Origin of the sequence: Mesorhizobium sp. M1252, from assembly GCF_040318265.1 — a bacterium.
Lineage (GTDB): Bacteria > Pseudomonadota > Alphaproteobacteria > Rhizobiales > Rhizobiaceae > Mesorhizobium.
In genome coordinates this window covers 226500-248819 of sequence record NZ_JAMYLX010000001.1, presented here as the reverse complement: position 1 = coordinate 248819, position 22320 = coordinate 226500, and the positions used below count along the sequence as shown (strand labels likewise).

Annotated in this window: 17 protein-coding genes; 4 read left to right on the top strand and 13 right to left on the bottom strand. The window is 62.9% G+C overall.

Features of this window, described 5'->3' with window-relative positions; all coding sequences use genetic code 11:
• Window positions 1-2 precede the first annotated feature (2 nt).
• The 7 genes from NKH22_RS01220 to NKH22_RS01190 all read right to left on the bottom strand — a co-directional run bounded on the left by NKH22_RS01220 (window position 3) and on the right by NKH22_RS01190 (window position 9896).
• Window positions 3-224 (bottom strand): twin-arginine translocase TatA/TatE family subunit, encoded by a 222-nt coding sequence (locus NKH22_RS01220; protein ID WP_023681650.1) that lies wholly within the window; start codon window positions 222-224, stop codon window positions 3-5.
• Window positions 225-404: 180 nt separating this feature from the next.
• Window positions 405-1172, bottom strand: coding sequence for an SMC-Scp complex subunit ScpB (scpB, locus tag NKH22_RS01215; protein WP_352908809.1), 768 nt, complete (start codon window positions 1170-1172; stop codon window positions 405-407).
• Entirely contained in the window at window positions 1169-1969 is an 801-nt protein-coding gene (locus NKH22_RS01210; protein WP_023667690.1) for a segregation and condensation protein A, read from the bottom strand. Before NKH22_RS01210 ends, scpB begins: the two co-directional genes overlap by 4 nt.
• A 174-nt stretch (window positions 1970-2143) precedes the next feature.
• Window positions 2144-3163: a beta-N-acetylhexosaminidase gene (gene nagZ / locus NKH22_RS01205; RefSeq protein ID WP_023821439.1), complete on the bottom strand. Its 1020-nt coding sequence runs from the start codon at window positions 3161-3163 to the stop codon at window positions 2144-2146.
• A gap of 133 nt (window positions 3164-3296) precedes the next feature.
• Complete coding sequence (locus tag NKH22_RS01200) at window positions 3297-6752, bottom strand: SPOR domain-containing protein (RefSeq protein ID WP_023821440.1); 3456 nt, start codon at window positions 6750-6752, stop codon at window positions 3297-3299.
• A gap of 103 nt (window positions 6753-6855) precedes the next feature.
• Window positions 6856-8619: an arginine--tRNA ligase gene (gene argS, locus NKH22_RS01195; protein ID WP_023821441.1), complete on the bottom strand. Its 1764-nt coding sequence runs from the start codon at window positions 8617-8619 to the stop codon at window positions 6856-6858.
• Between the two features lie 62 nt (window positions 8620-8681).
• A complete protein-coding gene (locus NKH22_RS01190) occupies window positions 8682-9896 on the bottom strand; it encodes a deoxyguanosinetriphosphate triphosphohydrolase (RefSeq protein ID WP_023821442.1) in 1215 nt (404 codons plus the stop codon).
• Window positions 9897-9972: 76 nt separating this feature from the next.
• On the opposite strand from NKH22_RS01190, the gene erpA reads away from it, so the two are divergent.
• From erpA to NKH22_RS01170, 4 genes are all read left to right on the top strand, one after another.
• Complete coding sequence (gene erpA, locus NKH22_RS01185; protein WP_031196640.1) at window positions 9973-10320, top strand: iron-sulfur cluster insertion protein ErpA; 348 nt, start codon at window positions 9973-9975, stop codon at window positions 10318-10320.
• Between the two features lie 4 nt (window positions 10321-10324).
• Entirely contained in the window at window positions 10325-10717 is a 393-nt protein-coding gene (locus tag NKH22_RS01180; protein ID WP_023821443.1) for a VOC family protein, read from the top strand.
• 8 nt (window positions 10718-10725) lie between these two features.
• Window positions 10726-11520 (top strand): exodeoxyribonuclease III, encoded by a 795-nt coding sequence (gene xth / locus NKH22_RS01175; RefSeq protein ID WP_352908805.1) that lies wholly within the window; start codon window positions 10726-10728, stop codon window positions 11518-11520.
• A 116-nt stretch (window positions 11521-11636) separates the two neighbouring features.
• Window positions 11637-11891 carry a hypothetical protein gene (locus NKH22_RS01170; protein WP_245259994.1) on the top strand — a complete coding sequence of 85 codons (255 nt, stop codon included), beginning with the start codon at window positions 11637-11639 and terminating at the stop codon, window positions 11889-11891.
• 197 nt (window positions 11892-12088) lie between these two features.
• On the opposite strand, the gene NKH22_RS01165 is transcribed toward NKH22_RS01170, so the two are convergent.
• From NKH22_RS01165 to NKH22_RS01140, 6 genes are all read right to left on the bottom strand, one after another.
• Window positions 12089-12913, bottom strand: coding sequence for a tetratricopeptide repeat protein (locus NKH22_RS01165; protein WP_023691100.1), 825 nt, complete (start codon window positions 12911-12913; stop codon window positions 12089-12091).
• A complete protein-coding gene (ilvD, locus tag NKH22_RS01160) occupies window positions 12900-14624 on the bottom strand; it encodes a dihydroxy-acid dehydratase (RefSeq protein ID WP_023706010.1) in 1725 nt (574 codons plus the stop codon). Before ilvD ends, NKH22_RS01165 begins: the two co-directional genes overlap by 14 nt.
• Window positions 14625-14914: 290 nt before the next feature.
• On the bottom strand, window positions 14915-16180 hold the full coding sequence (locus NKH22_RS01155) for an OmpP1/FadL family transporter (protein WP_352763586.1): 1266 nt from the start codon (window positions 16178-16180) through the stop codon (window positions 14915-14917).
• A 358-nt stretch (window positions 16181-16538) separates the two neighbouring features.
• Window positions 16539-19322: a valine--tRNA ligase gene (locus NKH22_RS01150; RefSeq protein ID WP_352908804.1), complete on the bottom strand. Its 2784-nt coding sequence runs from the start codon at window positions 19320-19322 to the stop codon at window positions 16539-16541.
• A 268-nt stretch (window positions 19323-19590) separates the two neighbouring features.
• Window positions 19591-20472, bottom strand: a complete 882-nt coding sequence (locus NKH22_RS01145; protein ID WP_352908803.1) for a PopZ family protein — start codon at window positions 20470-20472, stop codon at window positions 19591-19593.
• Between the two features lie 330 nt (window positions 20473-20802).
• The gene (locus NKH22_RS01140; protein ID WP_352653686.1) at window positions 20803-22188 is read right to left on the bottom strand and encodes a TolC family outer membrane protein; all 1386 of its coding nucleotides are present in this window, start codon (window positions 22186-22188) and stop codon (window positions 20803-20805) included.
• Between the last annotated feature and the right edge of the window lie 132 nt (window positions 22189-22320).

Below are 22320 nucleotides of genomic sequence, written 5' to 3'. Positions count from 1 at the left end.
GCTCAGCTCTTGCTGGCCTTTTCCTTCACTGCCGAAACGGTCTCGTCCGGGCGGTGCTCGACGGTGCGCTTGTCTTCGGCGGTATCGTCGTCGGCCATGCCCTTCTTGAAGCTCTTGATGCCCTTGGCCATGTCGCCCATCAGCTCGGGTATCTTGCCGCGGCCGAACACCAGCAGCACGATCACCAGCACGATCATCCAGTGCCAAATCGAAAATGAACCCATTGTAACTCTCTCTCGAATGTTTTCCCTGGCGATGATCTATGCGTTTTCGCGTTGGGATTCAAACACAACAGCGACAAAGTTTATGAAGGCGCGGCTTATGTCACGCATTTTCGGCAAAGCTGCCCGCTACCAATCGGCGCATCTACCGCAGCAATGCAGCTTTTTGACAGCGGCTTGCGGTCAATCTTCCGTGACGCGCGGCGTCAGCAGGCCGAGTTCCTCGAGATCGATGTCGGTCAACGCATCCTCGTCCTCGCTCAGCGCGTCCGGATCGGCCGGCGGCAACGGGATGGCGAAATTCGACGGCATGCGGCCGGAGAGCAGCCCTGCCCCCTTCAGTTCGTCCATCCCGGGAAGATCGCGGATCTCCTCCAGTGCGAAATGGTCGAGGAAAGTGTCTGTCGTGCCGTAGGTGACGGGACGGCCGGGCGTGCGGCGGCGGCCGCGCATGCGCACCCATTCCGTTTCGAGCAGCGTATCCAGCGTGCCCTTCGAGGTCTCGACGCCTCTGATGTCCTCGATCTCGGCGCGCGTCACCGGCTGGTGGTAGGCGATGATCGCCAGCACTTCGAGCGCGGCGCGCGACAGCTTGCGCTGCTGCACCGTGTCGCGGCTCATCAGGAAGGCGAGATCGCCGGCGGTACGGAACGCCCAGGCATCGCCGACCCGAACCAGATTGACGCCGCGCCGCGCATAAATCTGCTGCAGCTCAGCCATGGCAGCGGCAATGCTGATGCCATCGGGCAATCTGGCTGCGAGCTGCTTTTCGCTGACCGGCTCGGCGCTGGCGAACACGATCGCCTCGGCCATGCGTATGGCTTCGGCCATATGCAGCCGTTCGCCAGGATTCAGAAGCAGGGTATCAGTCGGGTCCTGGGCGATAGTGCCCTCCTCGGTCTCTTCTTCGACCTTGAACGGAATGACCGAAGCGTTGGCGCGTTCGCTCATGATGCCACCTCGACTGCCTTGATTGGTTGCGCGCGGCCGCGCAGATAGAGCGGCGCGAACACCTGGTCCTGTCGCATCTCGATGCTGCCTTCGCGCACCAGTTCCAGCGACGCCGCGAACGAGCTGGCAATCGCGGTACGCCGTTCGTCCGGGCTGGTCAGGTAATTGATCAGATAGCTGTCCAGCGCCGTCCAGTCGCGCAGCGAGCCGATCAGCCGGGTCAGGATATCGCGCGCATCCTTGAGCGACCACACGCCACGCCGGGCAATTGTCACATTGGTGATCGCCTGTTTCTGGCGCTGCTGCGCATAGGCGGTGAGCAAATCGTAGAGCGAGGCCGAATAGGCGTTACGCTTCTCGACGATGACCATTTCAGGCATGCCGCGTGCAAACACGTCGCGGCCGAGCCGGTTGCGGTTGACCAGCCTTGCCGAGGCGTCGCGCATGGCCTCCAGACGCTTCAGCCGGAACTGCAGCACCGCGGCCAGTTCCTCGCCGCTTTCGCCTTCCTCGCCGGGCTGCTTGGGGATGAGGAGCTTCGACTTGAGGAAGGCCAGCCACGCCGCCATCACCAGGTAGTCGGCGGCAAGCTCAAGCCTCAGCGCCCTCGCCGTCTCGACGAAGGTCAGATATTGCTCGACCAGCGCCAAGATGGAAATCCGCGACAGATCGACCTTTTGGTTGCGGGCGAGATGCAGCAAGAGGTCGAGCGGACCTTCGAACCCGGCGACGTCGACGACAAGCGACGGGTCGCCGGTGACCCGTGAATCGTCGTTCTCGGCCCACAGACGGTCCATCGGTGCGGCCTTCGCAGCCTTGCTGTCCAATGTCTCCGCCACTTGTTCCTTTACCTCTGGTTAGAGCATGATGCCGAAAAGTGTGAAGCGGTTTTCGGACGACATCATGCTCTCTCTATCTAATTTAGAGACGGATTCAGATTTCAGGTCGAACAGACCTGAAATCATCCGTCTCTAGGCCACCGCATCGAAATAGGTGGCAAACTCGGCGCGTATCTCGGTTTCGTCGGCCCGGTCGCGATCCCCTATATAGGTCAGCGCCCGCTTGGCGCGCTCCAGCGACGTCCCTTCAAGTCCCGTGGTTCGCGATGCGATGCCTGCCATCTCCTCGAAAACGCCATTGCAGTGAAGGACCAGATCGCAGCCCGCCGCAAGGATCGAGGCCGCCTTTGTCGGGAAATCCCCAGAAAGTGCCTTCATCGAGGTGTCGTCGCTCATCAACAGCCCGTCGAAGCCGATCTCGCGGCGGATGATCTCGTCGATGACCTTGCCTGAGGTGGTCGCTGGGTTGTTCGGATCGATGGCGCTGTAGACGACATGCGCCGTCATCGCCATCGGCAGATGGCTAAGCTCGCGGAAAGGGGCGAAATCATGCCGCTGCAGGTCGCTCAGCGAGGCGTCGACCACAGGCAGCTCGAAATGCGTGTCGGCGAAGGCGCGTCCATGGCCCGGAATATGCTTCATGACCGGCAACACGCCGCCGGACATCAGCCCTTCCGCGGCGGCGCGGCCAAGTTCGATGACCGGGCGCGGCTCCTTGCCATAGGCGCGCGCGCCGATGACGTCGCTGGCGCCCTCGATCGGCACGTCCAGCACCGGCAGGCAATCGGCCGAGATACCGAAGCGCAACAGGTCGAAGGCGTGCAGCCGCGCCATCAGCCAGGCAGCGCGGGTGCCGGCATCATGGTCCTTGCGCCACAATGCACCGAGCGCGCCGCCGGCGGGATAGTTCGGCGCCAGCGGCGGCCGCAGGCGCTGCACCCGGCCACCTTCCTGATCGATGAACACCAGCGCATCGGGGCGCCCGATACAGTCGCGCATTTCGGCGACCAGATCGCGGATCTGCTCCGTTTCGCCGATATTGCGCGCAAACAGGATGAAGCCCCACGGGCATTCATTGCGATAGAAACGGATTTCTTCGCGGGTCAGCGATTTCCCGGCACAGCCGAGGATCATGGATTTTGATTCGGTCATTCCACCAGTTTAGGGCTTCGCGCCGCCAAAGGGAATCTCCCCGGACGGCAAGCGCCTCAACCTCTCGCCCATCCACATGAAAAAGCCGGCGCGACCCTTGGGAACGCGCCGGCTCTGATAATTGGATCCGGCCTTACCGCGACACGAAGCAGTTGCCGCCGGCAGCCTTGTAGCTGGTGCACAGATTGATCGCATCGTTGCGCGATTGCGCAGGCACCCGGACACGGTAGAAGGTGCCCTTGCCGGCGATCTCCGCCTTGACGATGTTGGCGGTGCGACCGGCGAGCACATTTCCATAGCGGCGCTGCAGGTCGGCGTAGTTGGCCTGGGCGCTTTCGACCGTCGGCTGCGAAGCGATCTGCATCGACCACGAACCGCCCGATGTCGAAGCCGTCGCCGGGATGGAGGCAACCTGGTCGGGCTTGACCTCGCCGACCACGTCGACCGGCTGGTCGGACGGGCGCTGCGGCGCCACGGCAACCGTCTGCGGCGTGTTGGCGGACTGGGTCTCAGCCTTCGGCGTGGCCGCCGGCTTCACCGGCTTGACCGGCTTGGCGGTCTCGGCACTTGCCTGGTCGCTATTTGCCTGATCGGCAGGCGCCACGGTGCCGGTCTGCTCGGCATCGGCCGAAGGGGCGACGTGCTGCGGCGCCGGGTCAAGCGGCTCAGTCGCCGCAACCTGCGGCGCGGCCGGCGTCGAGTCCTCGCGGGCCACCAACGAGCCGTCGGGCTTGACCACCATGGTCCGCACCTTGCGCGGGGCAACGGCGACCGTATCGGGGTTCTTCTCGGCTTCCTGCAGCACCTGCGCAATGCGGTCCTCGGATTTTGGCGCCGGCGCGACAGCCGCGTCGGGGTTGCCGGCAGCGTCGGGGTTGACGGCAGCTTCGGGGTTGCCGGCAGCGTCGGGGCCTGGGGCAGTATCGTCGGGCGACAGATCGACGACGCGGCTTTCAGGCTCCTGCGCCTTCACATCGACCGGCTCTTCGGTGTTGGTGACCAGCTTCTCCTGAACCGGCTCGGCCGGCTTGGTGCCCTTGGCGACCGCATCATAAACCTTGTTGTCCTGGTTCGGCACCACGGCGCCGCCCGGATTTTCGGGCTTGACCTTGATCGGCCTGTTGTCGGCTTTGACAATGACCGGCGCATCGCTGCCGCCCTTGCCGCCGAACGACAAGGCGAAGGCGCCAAGGCCGCCGGCAATCGCAACCGCAGCAACGACCCCCGCGACCAGCAGCCCGCTCCTGCGCGGCCGTGCGGCTTCCTGCTCGGCGAGGCCCGGCACCGCCATTGCCTCGTCCAGATCCGGATCGTAGTCGAGTTCGTCGACCGCGAAATCGTCGGCCTGCGAAACCGGCTGGCTGCCGGGCAGATCGTCCATGTCGAAGCCGCCGGCGGCATCGGCGTGGTGAGCTTGCGTGGCTGCAAGCACTTCGGCTGGCCGCGCCGCATAGGCGCGCTGGTCGAGCTCGTGGCCCGAACTGAAGCTGGAACTGTAGGAATCGTCATCATAGCCGGCACTGCGTGCGGCAGTGGGCGGCGCCACTTCCACCGCGTTCATGTCGTTGAGCATGCCGGCGAATTCGGCGTCGATGTCGTCATAGGCGGCCGGCTCGTCTTGCTCGAAGCTGAGTTCTGGAATGTCGAGGTCGTCGGCAATCGCCACCACACGCTCCGGCACATCGACCGTCTCGACATCCGGCATCTCGTCATAGGCCTGAGGCGGCGCCTGGCGCGATGGCGTCGGCGCCACATAGGCAGCAGCGGCAACCGGCTGGTCGCGATAGCTTGGCGCTGCCGCCGGCGGCATGGACGGCTTTTCTGCAAAAGAAGCTTGCGGCTGCGCTGCAAAAGAAGGTTGCGGCTGCGCTGCAAAGGAAGGCTGGGCCGGGGTGGGAGTCACGCGGCTCCACGAACGCGCCGGCTCCGGCGGCGTCGAGCGCCAATCGCCAGCGACCGGTGCTGCCGTATCGTCATGACCGAGATCGATGCCCTTGGCCAGCGCCGCGTCGAAGGCGTGATCATCGAACTCGATCTCGGGCACATGGCCTTCAAGTTCGCCGGCAAGCAGATCGTCGAAATCGGCATCGTCCGCCTGGGCCTCCTGAGGAGCAGGCGCGTGTTCGTCCAGGTCCCAGTCGAGATTATCGACCGGAGCGACCGGCGTCGCGACGGACCGCTGCACCGGGGCAACCGGCTCATAAGTCCTGGTGGGCTCGATGGCGGCAGCCCTGGTGGGCTCGGTGACCACCGGAATCGGGGCGACTGGCGCCGGGCGTGGTGTGGTCATGGCGCCAAGCAGCGCGTTGAGTTCATCTTCCAACGTCCGTTCGTCAGCGACCGGAGCGGCCGGGGTCGCCATATTGGTAGGCGCCACATAGGCTGGTGCGACCGGAGTTGGCTGAACCGGAGCGGGTGCGGTCTCGGCCACCGGCTCGTGATCGGCAAGCGCATCATCGATGCTCAGATCGAAATCGTCGAATGCTTCGTGCGCAGTCTCATGAGAGGGGCTGGCCTCCACGGTCCAGGCCGGCGTCTCGTCCACTTCCGGCGCATCCATCTCAACCGGCGCGCTGGCCTGCAGATCGCTGACATCCAGATCGCGCTCTTCCGGATCCTCGGCCTCAACAGGCTGAGCCTCGAAAGCCTGAGGCTCGAAATGCTCGGCCGCAAAATCCTGGGCTGCAAAATCCTGGGCTGCAAAATCCTGGGCCGCAAAGTCCATGTCGACATCTGCCATCGCGTCATCGAAATGACCCGCAAAATCCTCGTCGGCAACAGCGTGGTCGGCGGAGCCGACGGCGTCGAAGGTATGGATCGGCGCCTCGGCTACTGGCGCGGCATACTGGTCCTGCGCCGGCGCAGGACCGTCCAGCGTCAGCTCGTCTTCCAGCGACATCGAGACGGCATTGTCGAAATCATCGTCGAACGCGAGATCGTCGGCAGGCGCAGCAGCAACCTGCGCGACATCTGCGGCATGGGCGACGGTCGCATCGTCATCGAGCAGCAACCCCTGCTCGAGCGAAGCGGCAAGGTCGTCGTCCATCGGCAGGTCGTCTTCGAGCGGCGATACGTTTTCCAGCGAGCTGGCCACGGCATTGTCGAAATCATCATCGAATGCAGCTTCGTCGAATGCGGGCTCGGCAAACCAAGGTTCGGCAACCGAGGGTTCAACGGGAGCAGCCGCAGCCTGCGGGGCAGCGCCGAAATCCAGATCGGCGGCATCGTCGAAGACGAAATCATATTCCAGCGAAGCAGCCAGCGCATCGTCCATCGCGGCATCGGTGGTTTCGAAAGCCGGCTCGCGAATCTCGGCAGCAGGTTCGTAGGGCTCAGCGGCAGGCTGGAGAACCTCGGGAGCTGGCTGGCTGGCCTCCATGGAACCGACTTCATCGCCGAATTCGCCCATCAACTCCTTCTCGAGGTCGATGTCGAAATCGCCCTCGTCCGCAGCCGTCTCGACGGCTGGCGCCTGCGGCTTGACCGGCTGGCGCGGATCGAAACCCATGATCCTGGTCAGTTCAGCGAACGGATCATCTTCGGCGATGTCGTTGTTGTCGGCTACTCTCAGCTGGGTTCTGTCTGCCATTATTGTTCCCGAACTCGCACTCATTCGGACGCCATGGACGTCGCGTAGGGTTGGCCCTTACCAGCGCAATGTGGGCAAATGGTGACAGGTGTTTTAGTTAAACCTAACGCATCTCAGTGGGCGCATCAGCCCCAATCAGCGTCAGGCCGGAGGTCAAAACATCCGAAACAGCCTGCACCAGCCCTAGTCTGGCATGAGTCAATTGTCGGTCGTTAACCTTAACAAAACGTAAGTCGGGATTCTCGGTGCCCCGATTCCAGTGTCCATGGAAGGTGGAAGCCAGATCGTAGAGGTAGAATGCCAGCCGGTGCGGCTCCAGCGCAAGGGCCGCGGATTCGATCAGCCTTGGATATTCAGCCAGCTTCCGGATCAGGCCGATCTCGCCCTCGTCGGTGAGCGACGCCGAGGCCGCGGCCAGGCTGTTGCGGTCGAAATTGGCCTCGCCCAGTTGCTCGCTCGCCTGCCGGAACACCGAATGACAGCGCGCCGACGCGTACTGCACGTAGAACACGGGATTGTCCTTGGACTGTTCGGTGACCTTGGCGAAATCGAAGTCGAGCGGCGCGTCGCTCTTGCGGTAGAGCATCATGAAGCGGATCGCATCGCGGCCCACCTCCTCCACCGCTTCGCGCAACGTCACGAAGTCGCCCGACCGCTTCGACATCCGAACCGGTTCGCCATCGCGAAACAGCTTCACCAGATTGCACAGCAGCACCGTGAGTTGCAGCTTCAGATCATCGCCTGCAATCGCCCGCGCCAGCGCTTCCAGCCGCTTGACGTAGCCGCCATGGTCGGCGCCCAGCACATAGATCAGGCCGACGAAACCGCGGTCGACCTTGTCCTTGAGATAGGCGACGTCGGCGGCGAAATAGGTGAACGAGCCGTCGGACTTGACCAGCGCCCGGTCCATGTCGTCGCCGACCGCCGTCGAGCGGAACAGCGTCTGCTCGCGGTCTTCCCAGTCGTCCGGCTTCTCGCCCTTGGGCGGCGGCAGCTTGCCCTTGTAGATATGGCCCTTCAGCGTCAGATCGTTGATCGCCGAGCGGATTTTTTTGGCATTGTCGGCATGCAGCATGCGCTCGGAGAAGAAAACGTCGTGATGCACATTGAGCAACGCCAGATCCTCGCGGATCATCACCATCATGGCGTCGATCGTGCGGTCCTTGACGATTGCCAGCGACTCATCGTCGGGCATCTGCAAGAGCTTGCGACCGAATTCGGCAACCAGCGCCTCGCCGACCGGCACCAGATAGTCGCCGGGATAGAGACCGGCCGGTATTTCGCCAATGTCGTCTCCCAGCGCTTCGCGGTAGCGCAGGAAGGCCGAACGCCCGAGCACGTCGATCTGCGCGCCGGCGTCGTTGATGATGTATTCCTTGGTGACGTCATAGCCGGCGAAGGCCATCAGATTTGCAAGCGTGTCGCCGACAACCGCGCCCCGGCAATGGCCGACATGCATCGGCCCGGTCGGATTGGCCGAGACATATTCGACATTGGTCTTCTTGCCGCCACCAATGGTCGAGCGGCCGTAGTTTTGCCCCTCGCCGAGCACCGCGGTCAGATGTGCCTGCCAGAAAGCGTCCTTGAGCCGGAGATTGACGAAGCCGGGACCGGCGACGTCGGCTTCGGCAACATCGGCGTCGCTGCGCAGCACTTCCACCAGCCGCTCGGCCAGCGCCCGCGGGTTGTGCCCTGTCGGCTTGGCCAGTACCATCGCCACATTGGTGGCGAGATCGCCATGGCTGGCGTCGCGCGGCGGCTCGACGGCGATGCGCGACAGGTCGGGCGAAACGCCATTACTGTCTTTCAAATCAAGCGCTTCGACGGCTTTTGTGATTCGCGCGCTGAAATCGGCGAAGATGTTCATGGGTCTTGCTCTGGCGGACTGTGCAGGGGAACCGGCTCATTGGCCGGCAAATCGCGCCCGCCCTAGCTTAAATCGGGCGTATGGTCAAACAGACGGCGGTGTTCCTTCAAGGCGTAGGTATCCGTCATCCCCGCCAGGAAATCGGCGACGCTGCGCGCCTTGATGCGGTCCTCCGCCCGGTCGAGCCCCTCCCGCCAGCCGTCCGGCATGGCGCGCGGATCGGCGAAATAGACATCGAACAGGTCGCGCACGATCTGCTCGGCCTCAGTGCGAACGCGCATCACCTCGTCATGCCGGTAGAGATGCTTGTAAAGAAAGGTCTTCAAATCCTTCTCGGTCGCCGCCATGTCTGCGGAAAAGGTCACCATCGTCTCGCCCGCCGCCCGCACCGCTTCGGCGCTGTCAGGCTTGATGCGCTCCAGATTGGCGGTGGTGGAAACAATGACGTCCTCGACCATCATCGTGATCTGCCGGCGCATCAGCTCATGGCCGGTGCGCACATCGTCCAGGCCCGGATAGCGCGCGCGCACGCTTGCCAGGATCGATCCCGGCAGCGCCACCGTTTCCAGCATGTCCAAGGTCAGGAAGCCGGAGCGCAGGCCGTCGTCGATGTCATGGGTGTTGTAGGCGATATCGTCGGCGATCGCAGCACATTGCGCCTCGATGCCGGCGAAATGGTCGAGTTCGAGGTCGTGCAACTCGGAATAGTCGCGGATCGCCTGCGGCACCGGGCCTTTGAGCCCTTTTCCCTTGGCATCTGTCAGCGGCCCATTGTGCTTGACCAGCCCTTCCAGCGTTTCCCAGGTCAGGTTTAGCCCGTCGAACTCGGCATAGCGCCGCTCCAGCCGCGTCACCACGCGCAGCGACTGCGCATTGTGGTCGAAGCCGCCCCATTGGGCCATCCGCTCGTTCAGCGCGTCCTCGCCGGTATGGCCGAACGGCGTGTGACCGAAATCGTGCACCAAGGCGACCGCCTCGGCCAGATCCTCGTCGCCGCGCAGCGCTCGCGCCAGAGCCCGCGCAATCTGCGCGACCTCGATCGAATGCGTCAGCCGGGTGCGATAGTGGTCGCCTTCATGGGCGACGAACACCTGCGTCTTGTGCTTCAGGCGGCGGAAGGCAGTCGAATGAATGATACGGTCGCGGTCGCGCTGGAATGGCGTGCGAGTCGGGCTCTCGACCTCGTCATAGAGCCGCCCGCGCGACCTGGCTGGGTCGCTGGCATAGGCCGCGCGCGGCCGATAGCCGAACCCAATGTCGCCAAGCTCATTTGTCATGGCTGATGCCGCCGCAGTTGACTTGCCCCTTCCCGCTTCATACCTATCATGTGAAACCGAAAGCAAGGTGACGCCCATGGGCGCTGATGCCAAGACTGCCATGAAAGTCGAGATGACCGGCGCCGCCGCCAGGCGGATCGCGAAAATTGTCTCTGGCGAGGCCGGCAAGACGGCGCTGCGCGTCTCCGTAGAGGGCGGCGGCTGCTCCGGCTTTTCCTACAAGTTCGACCTGGTCGATACGCGCAATGACGACGACGTCGCCATCGAAAAGGACGGCGCCACCGTGCTGATCGACGATTTGTCGCTGGTCTATATGGGCGGCTCGGTGATCGACTTCGTCGACGATCTGATGGGCCAATCGTTCCAGATCCGCAACCCCAATGCAGTCGCCTCCTGCGGCTGCGGCACCAGTTTCTCCATCTAGGCAGATGTCCGGCGTCGGCCCGGTCCGTCAGGTCGCACTGTCGGCCGGGCGCGATCTCGACGTGACGCTGGCCTTCTGGCGCGATGTGCTCGGCCTCAACGTTCACGCCCGCTACGATCCGCCGGGCATCGCCTTCATCATGGCCGGCGATATCAGGTTGCTGTTGACCGATGGCGTTCCGGCCGGCACCGTCTATCTCGATATAGCCGGGCTCGAAGCCTTCCACGCCGAGGCGAAAGCGTCCGGCGTTCCCTTCACCGCACCGCCGGCGCTCGTCCACAACGACACCGAAGGCACGTTCGGAACGGCGGGGGAAAGCGAGTGGATGGCCTTTCTAAAGGACCCGGCAGGCAATACGATCGGGCTTGTCGAACGTCTTTCGCCCGAACATCCCTGAGGCCGCCCATGAAAATCGTCACCTGGAACATAAACGGCATTCGCGCCCGCATCGGCAACCTCACCCACTGGCTGAGCGAAAGCCAGCCAGACATCGTCTGCCTGCAGGAGATGAAGTCGGTCGACGAGCAGTTCCCGCGCGCCGAGATCGAGGCGCTTGGCTACAACGTGGAAACCCATGGCCAGAATGGCTTTAACGGCGTCGCCCTGCTGTCGAAGCTTCCCTTCGACGAGGTTATCCGAGGCCTGCCCGGTGATGACACCGACGAGCAGGCGCGCTTCATCGAGGGCGTGTTCTCGACCGACCAGGGCGCGCTGCGCGTCGCCTCGCTCTATCTGCCCAACGGCAATCCCATCGATGACGAGAAGAAATTTCCCTACAAGCTGGCCTGGATGGAGCGGCTGCATCGCTGGGCCGAGCAGCGGCTGCTTCTGGAGGAGGCGCTGGTGCTGGCCGGCGACTACAATGTCATCCCCGAGCCGGTCGATGCGCGCTTCCCCGAGAACTGGCTTGGCGATGCGCTGTTCCAGCCGCAGACCCGGCAAGCCTTCCGGCGACTGAAGAATCTCGGCTTTACCGAGGCGGTGCGCGCCGTCACCGATGCGGCCGACGTCTACACCTTCTGGGACTACCAGGCCGGCGCCTGGCAGAAGAACAACGGCATCCGCATCGACCATCTGCTGTTGTCGCCCGAAGCAGCCAACCGCTTTTCCTCGGCCTCGATCGAAAAGCATGTGCGCGCCTGGGAAAAGCCTTCCGATCATGTGCCGGTGGCGATCGATCTGGCGCTGCTGCCGGCCTGATATCAGCCGAAACCCTGATATCGCCACAATCGCGCCATTCAGTCAGAGATCAGCATGGCGGCTGGGGTTCCATGGCACTACGATTCCTCCTTTGCCCGATCGGCCTAGCATTTGCCATGGCCTCCCCTGCAGCGGCACTTGCCGACCAGCAGTGCCTGGCCAATGGCAAGTCCTACCAGGTCGGCCAGGTCACCTGCCTGACGGTTTCAGACAAGAGCCATATGGCCCGCTGCGACCTGGTGCTCAACAACACCTCATGGACCAAGATCGGCGATACCTGTCCCGACAGCACGATTAAGCCGCATCTGCACGTCACGCCGATCTCGATGCCGGTGCACAGAGCGGTGCCGGCGGAACTCACCGAGAACTGATGGATGTGAGCTAATTTCCCCCTTGAGGGGGAGATGGCCGGCAAGCCAGAGGGGGGCGCGAAGAACGCGACCTTTCGGTCAAACAAGCTCACCCTCTCAGTCCAACCCGGGCAAACTTTAGTCAACTGAAATGCCAGCGGCACAGCGCCCCCCTCTGCCCTGCCGGGCATCCCCCTCAAGGGGGGAGATTGGCAATTTCACTGGTCGCCGCCGCCCTTGGTGAGAATATCGTCGGCAAGCGAAATCGCAGTGCGGCGGTCGGCTTCGCCGGCGGCGGCAAATGCCTCTTCCTGCATGCCGCGGATCCACGGCTGGTCGCTCGGCGAGGCGCGTTCGAGCGCGGCGGTCATCATGGCCAGCCCGCGCACGATCTTGCCGCTCTGGAACAGAAGATTGCCAAGCGTCGCCTGGGCGCCGGCATGGCCTTTTTCGGCGGCGAGCTGGAACCAGCGGCCGGCCTGCTTGACGCTGGCCTTGACGCCGCCCTCGCCCTTCAGGAACATCTGGCCCATCTCGAACTGGGCGTTCGGGTTGCGGTAATTGGCGGCCGCACGCATGTAATATTCCTGCGCCGCGACCTCGTTTTCCTCGACCGGGCTGCCGGGGATGCCTGTCCGGAGATAGTCGCCCAGCGCCACCAGCGCGTCGGAGACATAGCTTTCCTCCGGCGAACCCGGCTCGACATCCTGATCGACGATCTCGGAGAAGAATTTGAACGCCGCGTAGTCGTCGCGCGTCACGCCGTCGCCTTCGGCATACATGCGGGCGAGCTTCCAGGTGGCGCCGATCTGGCCGTTTTCGGCGGCGTATTTATAGGCCTCGACCGCCTGTTCCTTGTGGCCGCTCTTGTAAGCGGAGAAGCCGAACTGGAACACGGCCCACGGGCTCGATTGCGGCTTCACGCCGGTCTTGTCGTCGAACACCTTGTCGTCGAAGGCCATGGCCTGGCTCACGGCGCCAAAGATCGCAACAGCGACCAGTGCCGGAAGGACAGACGACCTCAACAACTCAGATATCCGCATAGCAATGTGTTTCTTTGGCACCGCCGGGATGGGTGACCGCGCCGTCGCGGGCAGGCCCTACCGTCTGTGCATATTTCCAGATCGCGCCCGACTGGTAGTCGGTCGTGCGCGCCTTCCAGGCCTTCGCCCTCGTTGCCAGTTCAGCCTCGGACAGGTCGACCTCGATCGTGCCTTTGGTCGCGTCGATCGAGATCACGTCGCCGTCTTTCAAGAGCCCGATCGGGCCGCCAACGGCTGCTTCGGGCCCGACATGGCCGATGCAGAACCCGCGTGTCGCGCCCGAAAAACGGCCGTCGGTGATGAGGGCCACCTTGCCGCCCATGCCCTGGCCGTAGAGCGCCGCCGTCGTCGACAGCATCTCGCGCATGCCCGGACCGCCGCGCGGACCCTCGTAGCGGATGACGAGAACTTCGCCTTCCCTGTAGTTGCGGTGCGTGACCGCCTCGAAACATTCCTCTTCCGAATCGAAACAGCGTGCCGGGCCTGAGAATTTCAGCTCCGTCATGCCCGCGACCTTCACGATCGCGCCTTCGGGGGCAAGGTTGCCCTTCAAGCCCACGACACCGCCGGTTTGGGTGATTGGTCGGTTGGCGGGACGGACCACATCCTGGCTATCATTCCAGGCAACATGCTCCATGTTTTCGGCCAAAGTACGGCCAGTCACGGTCATGCAGTCGCCATGCAGATAGCCATGGTCGAGCAGCGTCTTCATCAACAGCGGAATGCCGCCGGCCTCGAACATGTCCTTGGCGACATATTTGCCGCCCGGCTTGAGGTCGGCGATGTAAGGCGTCTTCTCGAAAATCGCGGCAACGTCGAACAGGTCGAACTTGATGCCTGCCTCATGCGCGATCGCCGGCAGGTGCAAAGCCGCATTGGTCGAGCCGCCGGTGGCCGAAACCACGGTCGCCGCATTCTCCAGCGCCTTCAGCGTGACGACGTCGCGCGGCCGGATGTTCTTGGCGATCAGCTCCATGATCTTTTCGCCGGAGGCGAAATTGAAGCGGTCGCGCATCTCGTAAGGCGCCGGCGCGCCGCAGGAGTACGGCAGCGCCAGGCCGATCGCCTCGGCGACGGTGGCCATGGTGTTGGCTGTGAACTGGGCCCCGCAGGAGCCGGCAGACGGACACGCCGCCTGCTCGATCTCGAGCAGTTCGGCATCGCTGACCGTGCCGACCGAATGCTGGCCGACTGCTTCGAACACGTCCTGCACAGTGATCTGGCGGCCGCGATAGGAGCCCGGCAGGATCGAGCCGCCATAGATGAAGATCGACGGCACGTTGAGCCGCACCATGGCCATCATCATGCCGGGCAGCGACTTGTCGCAGCCGGCAAGGCCGACCAGCGCATCGTAGCAATGGCCCCGCATGGTGAGTTCGACCGAATCGGCAATGACATCGCGCGACACCAGCGACGACTTCATGCCCTGGTGCCCCATGGCGATGCCGTCGGTGACGGTGATGGTGCAGAATTCGCGCGGCGTGCCGTTTGCGGCCGCCACACCTTTCTTGACCACCTGCGCCTGGCGCATCAGCGAGATGTTGCAAGGCGCCGCCTCGTTCCAGCAGGAGGCAACGCCGACCAGCGGCTGCGCGATCTCGGCCGCAGACAGGCCCATGGCATAGAGATACGAACGGTGCGGCGCACGCGCCGGACCGACGGTCACATGGCGGCTAGGGAGCTTGGCCTTGGAGATGACTTTGGCGTCCATTCTCTTCCTTGCCGCAGGCGGTGCGGCCTGCCCCATCGCCGAGCCTTCTGGCGCGTGTCCCGAGACAAATTCGAGGTGCGCCGGGTTTATGGCGGGAAATGGGCAATTTGGTCGAGCGGGACCGTAGCGCGGGGGTTGGTCCGGAACTGTTGCCAAAACGTCACAATTACGGAGGCGACATAGGTGCGGCGGATTTTGAACGCCGGCGCTTGACGGCACGGCTCGACGCTGTGCCGCAAACTGAAAAAGGCCGGGCACTGCCCGGCCTTTTCTCTTTTAATTTGAAAAGCTTACCACTTCACCTTGAATGAAGTCGAAACGGCTGAAACCAGATCGTTGCCGAAATCGGCGGTGTAGTCCGTACCATATGTGACGCCATCCTTGCCTACGACGGGATGGATCGATCCGCTTGTGAGCACACCCAACGCGCCGCCAAGACGAAGCTCGACGTTCGCGGTCGGGGTGTAGGATACACCACCGCTGACCGTCCATGTATCGGTCTGGGCGCTGAGGCCCGTGCTGGTTCCACGATCCCAGGTCAGACCCGCGGCGCCGCTCCACTGGTCATTGAACTTGTGGCCAATGCCGCCGGAAACCGTCCAGCCATCACGATAGAGCAGATCAAGTGACGTGGCCCGGTAATCGCTGGTAGTCGAGCACTCTGGAGAGCCCACCGGGCAAAACGGAATGCTCTGCAGGACGCTCCAGTTGACCCACTTGACGGATCCAAAAGCCAGCCATCCTGGCGCGATGCCGGACTGCAGTTTCAGTTCCAAAGAGTCGGGCACCTGAGAAGATCCGGAGACGTCCGTTACCTTGCCCAAAAGCGGGTTGCCGGGAAGGGGAACCTCGGTCAGATCAAGTGTTCCGTCCAAGTTGTTGAGCTTGACCGCCGAATTGTAGACCAAGCTTGCGCGCAGCGCGATATCAGGGATTTCATAGGCAACACCGGCGCGCCATCCCCAACCATCACCTTCGAGATCGAGACGGCCTATGCCGGTACCAACCCCAAGCAACCCTGGAATTGTCGACACCAACTGCTCCTTGAAGCCTGAAACCTCCTCGTGGAACACGCCCCCGATGAAACGAAACTGTCCTTTGCCGAGATCCATCTTGTACGAGCAGGTTCCGCCTACGGCTTCACTCTTGACTTTGGTGACGATATTGCCGTTCGCGCCGGCCCAATTGGCGCCGGGATTGCTGTACGCACCGATCGGTTGGCCGTAGTCGATAAGGCAATCGACGGGGCCTACACCAGCCTTGAAGCCGACGCTCGGTACCCAATAGCTTTCGGTATCGCGGGCACTGGTCGAGTATCCCGGAGCGTTAAGATCACCGCCACCCTCAATGAGTCTTGTATCCGCGTCCACCACGTTCTTCAGGTCGCGTTGCGGCATCACATAGGTACCGGTTACCTCGCCTGTGACCTGCGCCGGATCGAACAGCAGATCGATGTCATAGCCGCCGCGCTCCAGACCGCCGGCATGTACGGAACCAATCAAACCCAGCGAAAAACACCCCGCCCCCAGCAGTGTTTTCAAACGCAAATTGTTCATGGATGTCCTCCCCGAAATTCCAGTGCGTCAAGCTAGAACCAATTCGGGTTAACGGTGCAACAATGAATTGATATAACGTACATGTACGCACTTGCGGAACGCATTTCGGACAAAGTGGCGCGCCGCGCAAGCATGCCGGAAAATGGCCATTTGAGCGGCAATCGGCGCAAAAAATCATGAAAAACCGCTCTAAACAGTATAAAACGCGGATGTTTTACCGGCATTAGGCCCCATTGTTACATTAAGGCAACAATGGGGCGCAAACTTTCCGTTTACGTCAACATTAACGTTACGGAATGCCTGTTTTTCGGGCACAAGACTGCCTTGACGCCGTTCCCAGGCATCGCGAATCCAGCGCTCAACCAGCGTCGCGCACCCTGGTCAACGCGACCGAAAGCTTCTCCTGCTGATCGCGGTATTCGTCGAGTTTTTCGCGCTCGGCCGCGACGATCTCTTCCGGCGCGCTGGCGACGAACCGCTCATTCGACAGCTTCTTGTGCAACCGCGCGATTTCCTCGGTCACCTTGGCCAGTTCTTTCTGCAGCCGCGCCGCCTCGGCGGAGAGATCGATCAGGCTGCCGAGCGGCAGGCAGATCGTCGCCTCGTTGACCACGATCTGGGCCGAGCCCTTGGGTGCCGCGTCCTGCAGCGAGATGTCTCCGACCCGCGCCAGCCGCTTGATGGCGGACGCATGGCGGTCGAGCCTCTGCCGGGTCTCGACGCTGGCGCCAACCACCACCAACGGTGCGATCGCCGCCGGCGGCACGTTCATTTCGGAGCGCACTGAGCGGATGCCGGACACCAGATCGACCAGCCAGTTGATGTCGGCGGCCGCGTCCGCGTCCTCGAAGTCCGGCGACGGCCAGGCGGCGTGGCAAAGCAGCGTTGCGCGCGTCCGGCCCTCGCCCGCCGTCTGCGCCCACAACTCCTCGGTCATGAACGGCATCATCGGGTGAAGCAGCTTGTAGATCTCGTCGAGCACGAAGGCGACGCAGGCGCGGCTTTCGGCTTTGGCCGCCTCGTCAGTGCCCATGAACACCGGCTTGAGCAGTTCGAGATACCAGTCGCAAAACAGGTTCCAGACGAAGCGGTAGGCAGCCCCTGCCGCCTCGTTGAAGCGGTATGAGGTGATGCCCTCGGTGATCGCGTGCGACGCCCGGGTCAATTCGGTCAGGATCCAGCGGTTGACCGGCAACTTGGCGTCGTTCAGCCAAAAATCGTCATTGCGCGCGACCTCGTTCATCTCGGCAAAGCGTGTCGCGTTCCACAGCTTGGTGCCGAAATTGCGGTAGCCGGCGATGCGCGCCGGATCGAGTTTCACGTCGCGCCCCTGCGCCGCCATCACCGTCAGCGTGAAGCGCAGTGCATCGGCGCCAAACTCGTCGATGAGGTCGAGCGGATCGATGACGTTGCCTTTCGACTTCGACATCTTCTGCCCGTTCTTGTCGCGCACCAGCGCATGCACATAAACGGTGTGGAACGGCTCCTCGTGCATGAAATGCAGGCCCATCATCATCATCCGGGCGACCCAGAAGAAGATGATGTCGAAACCGGTCACCAGCACGTCGGTCTGGTAATAGGTCTTCAGCTCCGGCGTATGATCCGGCCAGCCCAGTGTCGAGAACGGCCACAGTGCGGACGAGAACCAGGTGTCGAGCACATCCTCGTCGCGGCTCAGGATTTCGCCCGGCTTGAAGGTCTCGAGCTTGTCCTCGACCCAGGCCTTCCATGGACCTTCCAGCGCCAGATAATATTCGATCGCGGCGCCCAGCGCCTCTTCCTCGGTCTTCTCGACGAAGACCCGGCCGTCCGGCCCGTACCAGGCCGGGATCTGGTGACCCCACCATAGCTGGCGTGAAATACACCAGGGCTGGATGTTCTCCATCCAGTCGAAATAGGTCTTTTCCCAGTTCTTCGGCACGAAGTTGGTACGGCCTTCACGCACCGATGCGATCGCCGGCTTGGCCAGCTCGGCGGCGTTTGCATACCACTGCTCGGTCAGAAACGGCTCGATCGGCACGCCGCCGCGGTCGCCATGCGGCACGGCGTGGCGGTGCGGCTCGATCTTGTCGAGGAAGCCGCCGGTCTCCATCAGCTCGACGATTTTCTTGCGCGCGACGAAACGGTCGAGACCGTCGAGCTCGTCCCAGACGGCCTGACGCTCCGGCGTCACGTCGAGCCCGGCGAGAAAATCCTCATTATCCCTGAGCGTTATTGCCGCCTCGATGGTCAGGATGTTGATCGCCGGCAGCTTGTGGCGCTTGCCGACCTCGAAATCGTTGAAGTCGTGCGCCGGCGTGATCTTGACCGCGCCGGAACCCTTTTCCGGGTCGGAATACTCGTCAGCCACAACCGGGATTTTCCGGCCGACGATCGGCAGCACGACATTTTTCCCGACCAGATGCCGGTAGCGCTCGTCGTCCGGGTGCACGGCGACCGCCGTATCGCCAAGCATCGTCTCGGGCCGTGTCGTCGCCACGGTAATGAAGGTCGCCGAATTTTCCGGATCGAAAGTCTCGCCTTCGATCGGATAGCGGAAGTGCCAGAGATTGCCGTTGATCTCCTGGGGCTCGACCTCCAGGTCGGAGATCGCCGTCAACAGCTTCGGGTCCCAGTTCACAAGGCGCTTGTCCTTGTAGATCAGCCCTTCCTTGTAGAGGCTGACGAATACTTCGAGCACGGCCTTGGACAGGCCTTCATCCATGGTAAAACGTTCGCGCGACCAGTCCGCCGAGGCGCCGAGCCGCTTCAGCTGGTTGAAGATGGCGCCGCCGGACTCGGCCTTCCACTCCCAGACCTTCTCGATGAACTCCTCGCGGGTGAGATCGCGGCGATGGATCTGTTTCTCCATCAGCTGGCGCTCGACCACCATCTGCGTGGCGATGCCGGCATGGTCCATGCCCGGCTGCCACAGCACGTTCTTGCCGCGCATGCGCTCAAAGCGCACGAGTATATCCTGCAGCGTGTTGTTGAGTGCGTGGCCCATATGCAGCGAGCCGGTGACGTTGGGCGGCGGGATGACGATGGTAAAGGCCTCGGCCCCCTCTTCCGCACCTGCGCCGGCGCGAAATGCGTCCGCCTCTTCCCAGATTTTGGCGATCTTGGGTTCGACGGTCTTGGCGTCGTAGGTCTTTTCAAGCATGGGAAAGTGGTCCGCGCGGTCGGGAGTTTTGCTGACCCGGTGTAAATCGGAAGGTTTTGGCCAAGTCAACCGCGAGGGCTGCCTCAGTCCTTCAACGCAAATAGGCGGGGCCCTGGTCATTTCAACGGGAAGGCCATGCCCGCACCTTCATCGTCAGCGATCCCGACGGGAAGCTGATCGCATTCGCGACATCAGCCGGACGCTGGCCTGCAGCGAGAAAGCGCCGCCCGAAGGCGGCGCTTTAATCCGGAACGGGCTGTGGTGATGCCTATTGCGCGCCGCGCGCGACGCGCTCGATTTCTTCGCGTACCAGGCGCTCGACCAGCGTCGGCAGGTTGTTGTCCAGCCAGTCCTGCAGCATCGGCCGCAGCATCTCCTCGGCCATCTCGTCGAAGGTCTTCTTGCTGCGGCTGGCGAAGGCGTCGGAGAGCTCGCCGAAGGCGGCTGCGACCTGCCGTCCCGTATGTTCCGAAACGATCGCCGGACGGGCCGGGGTTGTATCGGCCGGGCGCGCGTGCTCGCTGCGCGAAGGACGAGGCTCGAAAGCCGGCTCGGCAGCGAGATCGTCTTCGAAAGCCTCGACCTCCGCGATTGCTGCCTGCCGATTTTCAGTCTCCGGCTGCCTGATCTCGGGCCGCCGTACTGTGTCAGCCGGTTTTTCCTGATTGCCAACGGCCGCGATTTCGCGGCGCCAATCCGTGACGATCGAGTCGGTGGTTTCCGTCTTTGCCCGCACTGCAGCTTCTGCCCCGACGGCGGGGACAGGTTCACTGGCTATCCTGGCGCTCACTTCCGCCAGGGTCATCGGAGCATGCGCGGGTGGCGCGGCGGTCGTGGCATTTGCCGCAATGGCCGGCTTCACTGGCGACGGCTCGGAGCGCGGCTCCAGCCGCGCAACCACCGGCTCGGCCAGTTGGGCCTGCACCTCGGCCAGCGTCACCGGCTTCTTGCTTTCGGTCGAGCTGTGCAATTCGCTGCGGAAGGCCTCGACATCCGAAACAGGCCCGGCGGCCGGCACAAGGTCCTGGCGCAACTCATCGGCGTCGCCCGGCAGCTTGCGGCCGGTGTCGCTGTCTTCGATGATCCTCCTGATGGAAGCCAGTATTTCTTCCATGGAAGGTTCGCGCTGTGCGCTGCTTGCCGTCGCCATCGTCACACCCGCCGCCCCCGCGCATGATCCCGAAAATCGATCTTCGATTTTCGAAGAGGATCAGGCGCAAAATCAAAGTTCTACAGCCTCCTTTGCGCATCCATCGGACGCGTGGCGCTGTAGTGACCCGTTCCTGGATTCCTGTCCGGCAAAGCCGGATACGAATCATGGCGACAGCGTAGCCGACGGATCGCCATCCGAGAATCCCCAATCTCGGAAGACGCCGGATTTCAACAATTTAGGCTACAAAAGACAAACGCCGCGCATCCTTGGGAAGCGCGGCGCTACGATACTTTCAATCTTGGCGGGATTTGAACCGCTCAGTCGCGATCAACGACCGTCCGGCGTACGCAGCCCGATCCATTTGTCCTTGACGGCTCTGTAGTGCTCTTCAGGCTTGTACTTCACCACATTCAACGCCAGGCGATCGGCCGACAGGCGGCCCATGGCCGACAGGATGGCGTAGCTCGCTACAACCACATCGCGCTCGGAGCTGGCGAGGTCGATCTTTGCCGAGATGACGGCGTTCTGGGCATTCAACACGTCGAGCGTGGTGCGCTGTCCGACATTGCGCTCCTCGATGACGCCGTTGAGCGCCAACTGTGCGGCCGCGATCACCTGCCGATTAGCGTCGACGCTTTCACGCGCTGCGATGTATTGCGTCCATGCCGAGGTCACGGCCTGGCGAACCGAGTCACGGCTGACATCCACCTCGATGCGAGCCTGGCTGAGCGATTCCTTCGACTGACGAACGAGTGCGGAGGTACGGCCGCCCGAATAGATCGGAACGGTCAGCGTCGCGCCGACGGTGGCGGCATTGGAATCGCCGTCCGAATCCCCCGCGCCAGGTACGGTATTTTGATAGGCATGGGAAAGGCCGGCACTGGCAGTCAACTGCGGCAGCAACGCACCCTCCTGCGTCTTTACATCAAATCCGGCTGCATCGACGGAATGTAGGGCGGCCAGGATGGCCGGATGCTCGTTCGATGCAATGCCGATCGCCGCCTCGAGACTCCTCGGCAACAGCTTCGCCAACGGCGACGCGGCCTTGAGCTTGCCCGGCTCGTCACCGACGATCTGATGATAGGTTGCCGCACTGGCCAGAGCCTGCGCACGGGCGGCACTCAATTGCGCCACCGCGGCCGAACGCGACGCGTCGGCCTGCGCTACATCGGTGCGCGTGCCCTCGCCGACCTCGAAGCGCGAGCGTGCCGCGCGCGCCTGCTCGGTCAGGAACTGCAGATTCTGTTCGGTCAGCACCGCCACCTGGCGGTCGCGAATCACGTCCATATAGGCGCTCGCCGCGTTGAACAGCGTGTTCTCTTCGGTGTTGCGCAGGCCCTCGACCGAGGCCCTCACCTGTGCAGCGGCCGACGCGACCCTGTTCTTGGTCTGGAAGCCGTCGAACAGCGTCTGATCAATCCGAACGCCGAAGCTGCCGGTGGTCAATGCCAGGCTCGCGTTCCTGCCGTTTAGGTGCCTGGAGGTGTAATCGATATCAGCCGAACCAGTGATCACCGGGCGATAGCCCGACTTGGCGATCGCCACGCCCTCATCGGTGACGCGCACGCCGGCACGGGCCGAATTCAGCGAGGAATTGTTCTGGTAGGCCTTGGAAAGCGCGCCGAGAATGGTTTCCGCCGAGGCGGCTATCGGCGAAAGCGCTGTCGCGGAAATGAGGACAGTAACAAACAAACTCTTGGCTAAGGACGGCACTTTATATCCCTCATTCGTTTTGCACGGGAACCACGCCACGCCAGCCCATCCCTAGGGATCGGCCAGCGCCGCGTCGATGTATCGTTCCCCCGCTGACAGCCTCCCGAAACCCCGGTTAACCAATCAGCAACG

What these genes read in the sequence shown, in the direction of transcription:
- NKH22_RS01220 (WP_023681650.1), bottom strand. Translation starts at nt 224, where the DNA reads ATGGGTTCATTTTCGATTTGGCACTGGATGATCGTGCTGGTGATCGTG.
- scpB (WP_352908809.1), bottom strand. Translation starts at nt 1,172, where the DNA reads ATGAGCGAACGCGCCAACGCTTCGGTCATTCCGTTCAAGGTCGAAGAA.
- NKH22_RS01210 (WP_023667690.1), bottom strand. Translation starts at nt 1,969, where the DNA reads ATGGACCGTCTGTGGGCCGAGAACGACGATTCACGGGTCACCGGCGAC.
- nagZ (WP_023821439.1), bottom strand. Translation starts at nt 3,163, where the DNA reads ATGACCGAATCAAAATCCATGATCCTCGGCTGTGCCGGGAAATCGCTG.
- NKH22_RS01200 (WP_023821440.1), bottom strand. Translation starts at nt 6,752, where the DNA reads ATGGCAGACAGAACCCAGCTGAGAGTAGCCGACAACAACGACATCGCC.
- argS (WP_023821441.1), bottom strand. Translation starts at nt 8,619, where the DNA reads ATGAACATCTTCGCCGATTTCAGCGCGCGAATCACAAAAGCCGTCGAA.
- NKH22_RS01190 (WP_023821442.1), bottom strand. Translation starts at nt 9,896, where the DNA reads ATGACAAATGAGCTTGGCGACATTGGGTTCGGCTATCGGCCGCGCGCG.
- erpA (WP_031196640.1), top strand. Translation starts at nt 9,973, where the DNA reads ATGGGCGCTGATGCCAAGACTGCCATGAAAGTCGAGATGACCGGCGCC.
- NKH22_RS01180 (WP_023821443.1), top strand. Translation starts at nt 10,325, where the DNA reads ATGTCCGGCGTCGGCCCGGTCCGTCAGGTCGCACTGTCGGCCGGGCGC.
- xth (WP_352908805.1), top strand. Translation starts at nt 10,726, where the DNA reads ATGAAAATCGTCACCTGGAACATAAACGGCATTCGCGCCCGCATCGGC.
- NKH22_RS01170 (WP_245259994.1), top strand. Translation starts at nt 11,637, where the DNA reads ATGGCCTCCCCTGCAGCGGCACTTGCCGACCAGCAGTGCCTGGCCAAT.
- NKH22_RS01165 (WP_023691100.1), bottom strand. Translation starts at nt 12,913, where the DNA reads ATGCGGATATCTGAGTTGTTGAGGTCGTCTGTCCTTCCGGCACTGGTC.
- ilvD (WP_023706010.1), bottom strand. Translation starts at nt 14,624, where the DNA reads ATGGACGCCAAAGTCATCTCCAAGGCCAAGCTCCCTAGCCGCCATGTG.
- NKH22_RS01155 (WP_352763586.1), bottom strand. Translation starts at nt 16,180, where the DNA reads ATGAACAATTTGCGTTTGAAAACACTGCTGGGGGCGGGGTGTTTTTCG.
- NKH22_RS01150 (WP_352908804.1), bottom strand. Translation starts at nt 19,322, where the DNA reads ATGCTTGAAAAGACCTACGACGCCAAGACCGTCGAACCCAAGATCGCC.
- NKH22_RS01145 (WP_352908803.1), bottom strand. Translation starts at nt 20,472, where the DNA reads ATGGCGACGGCAAGCAGCGCACAGCGCGAACCTTCCATGGAAGAAATA.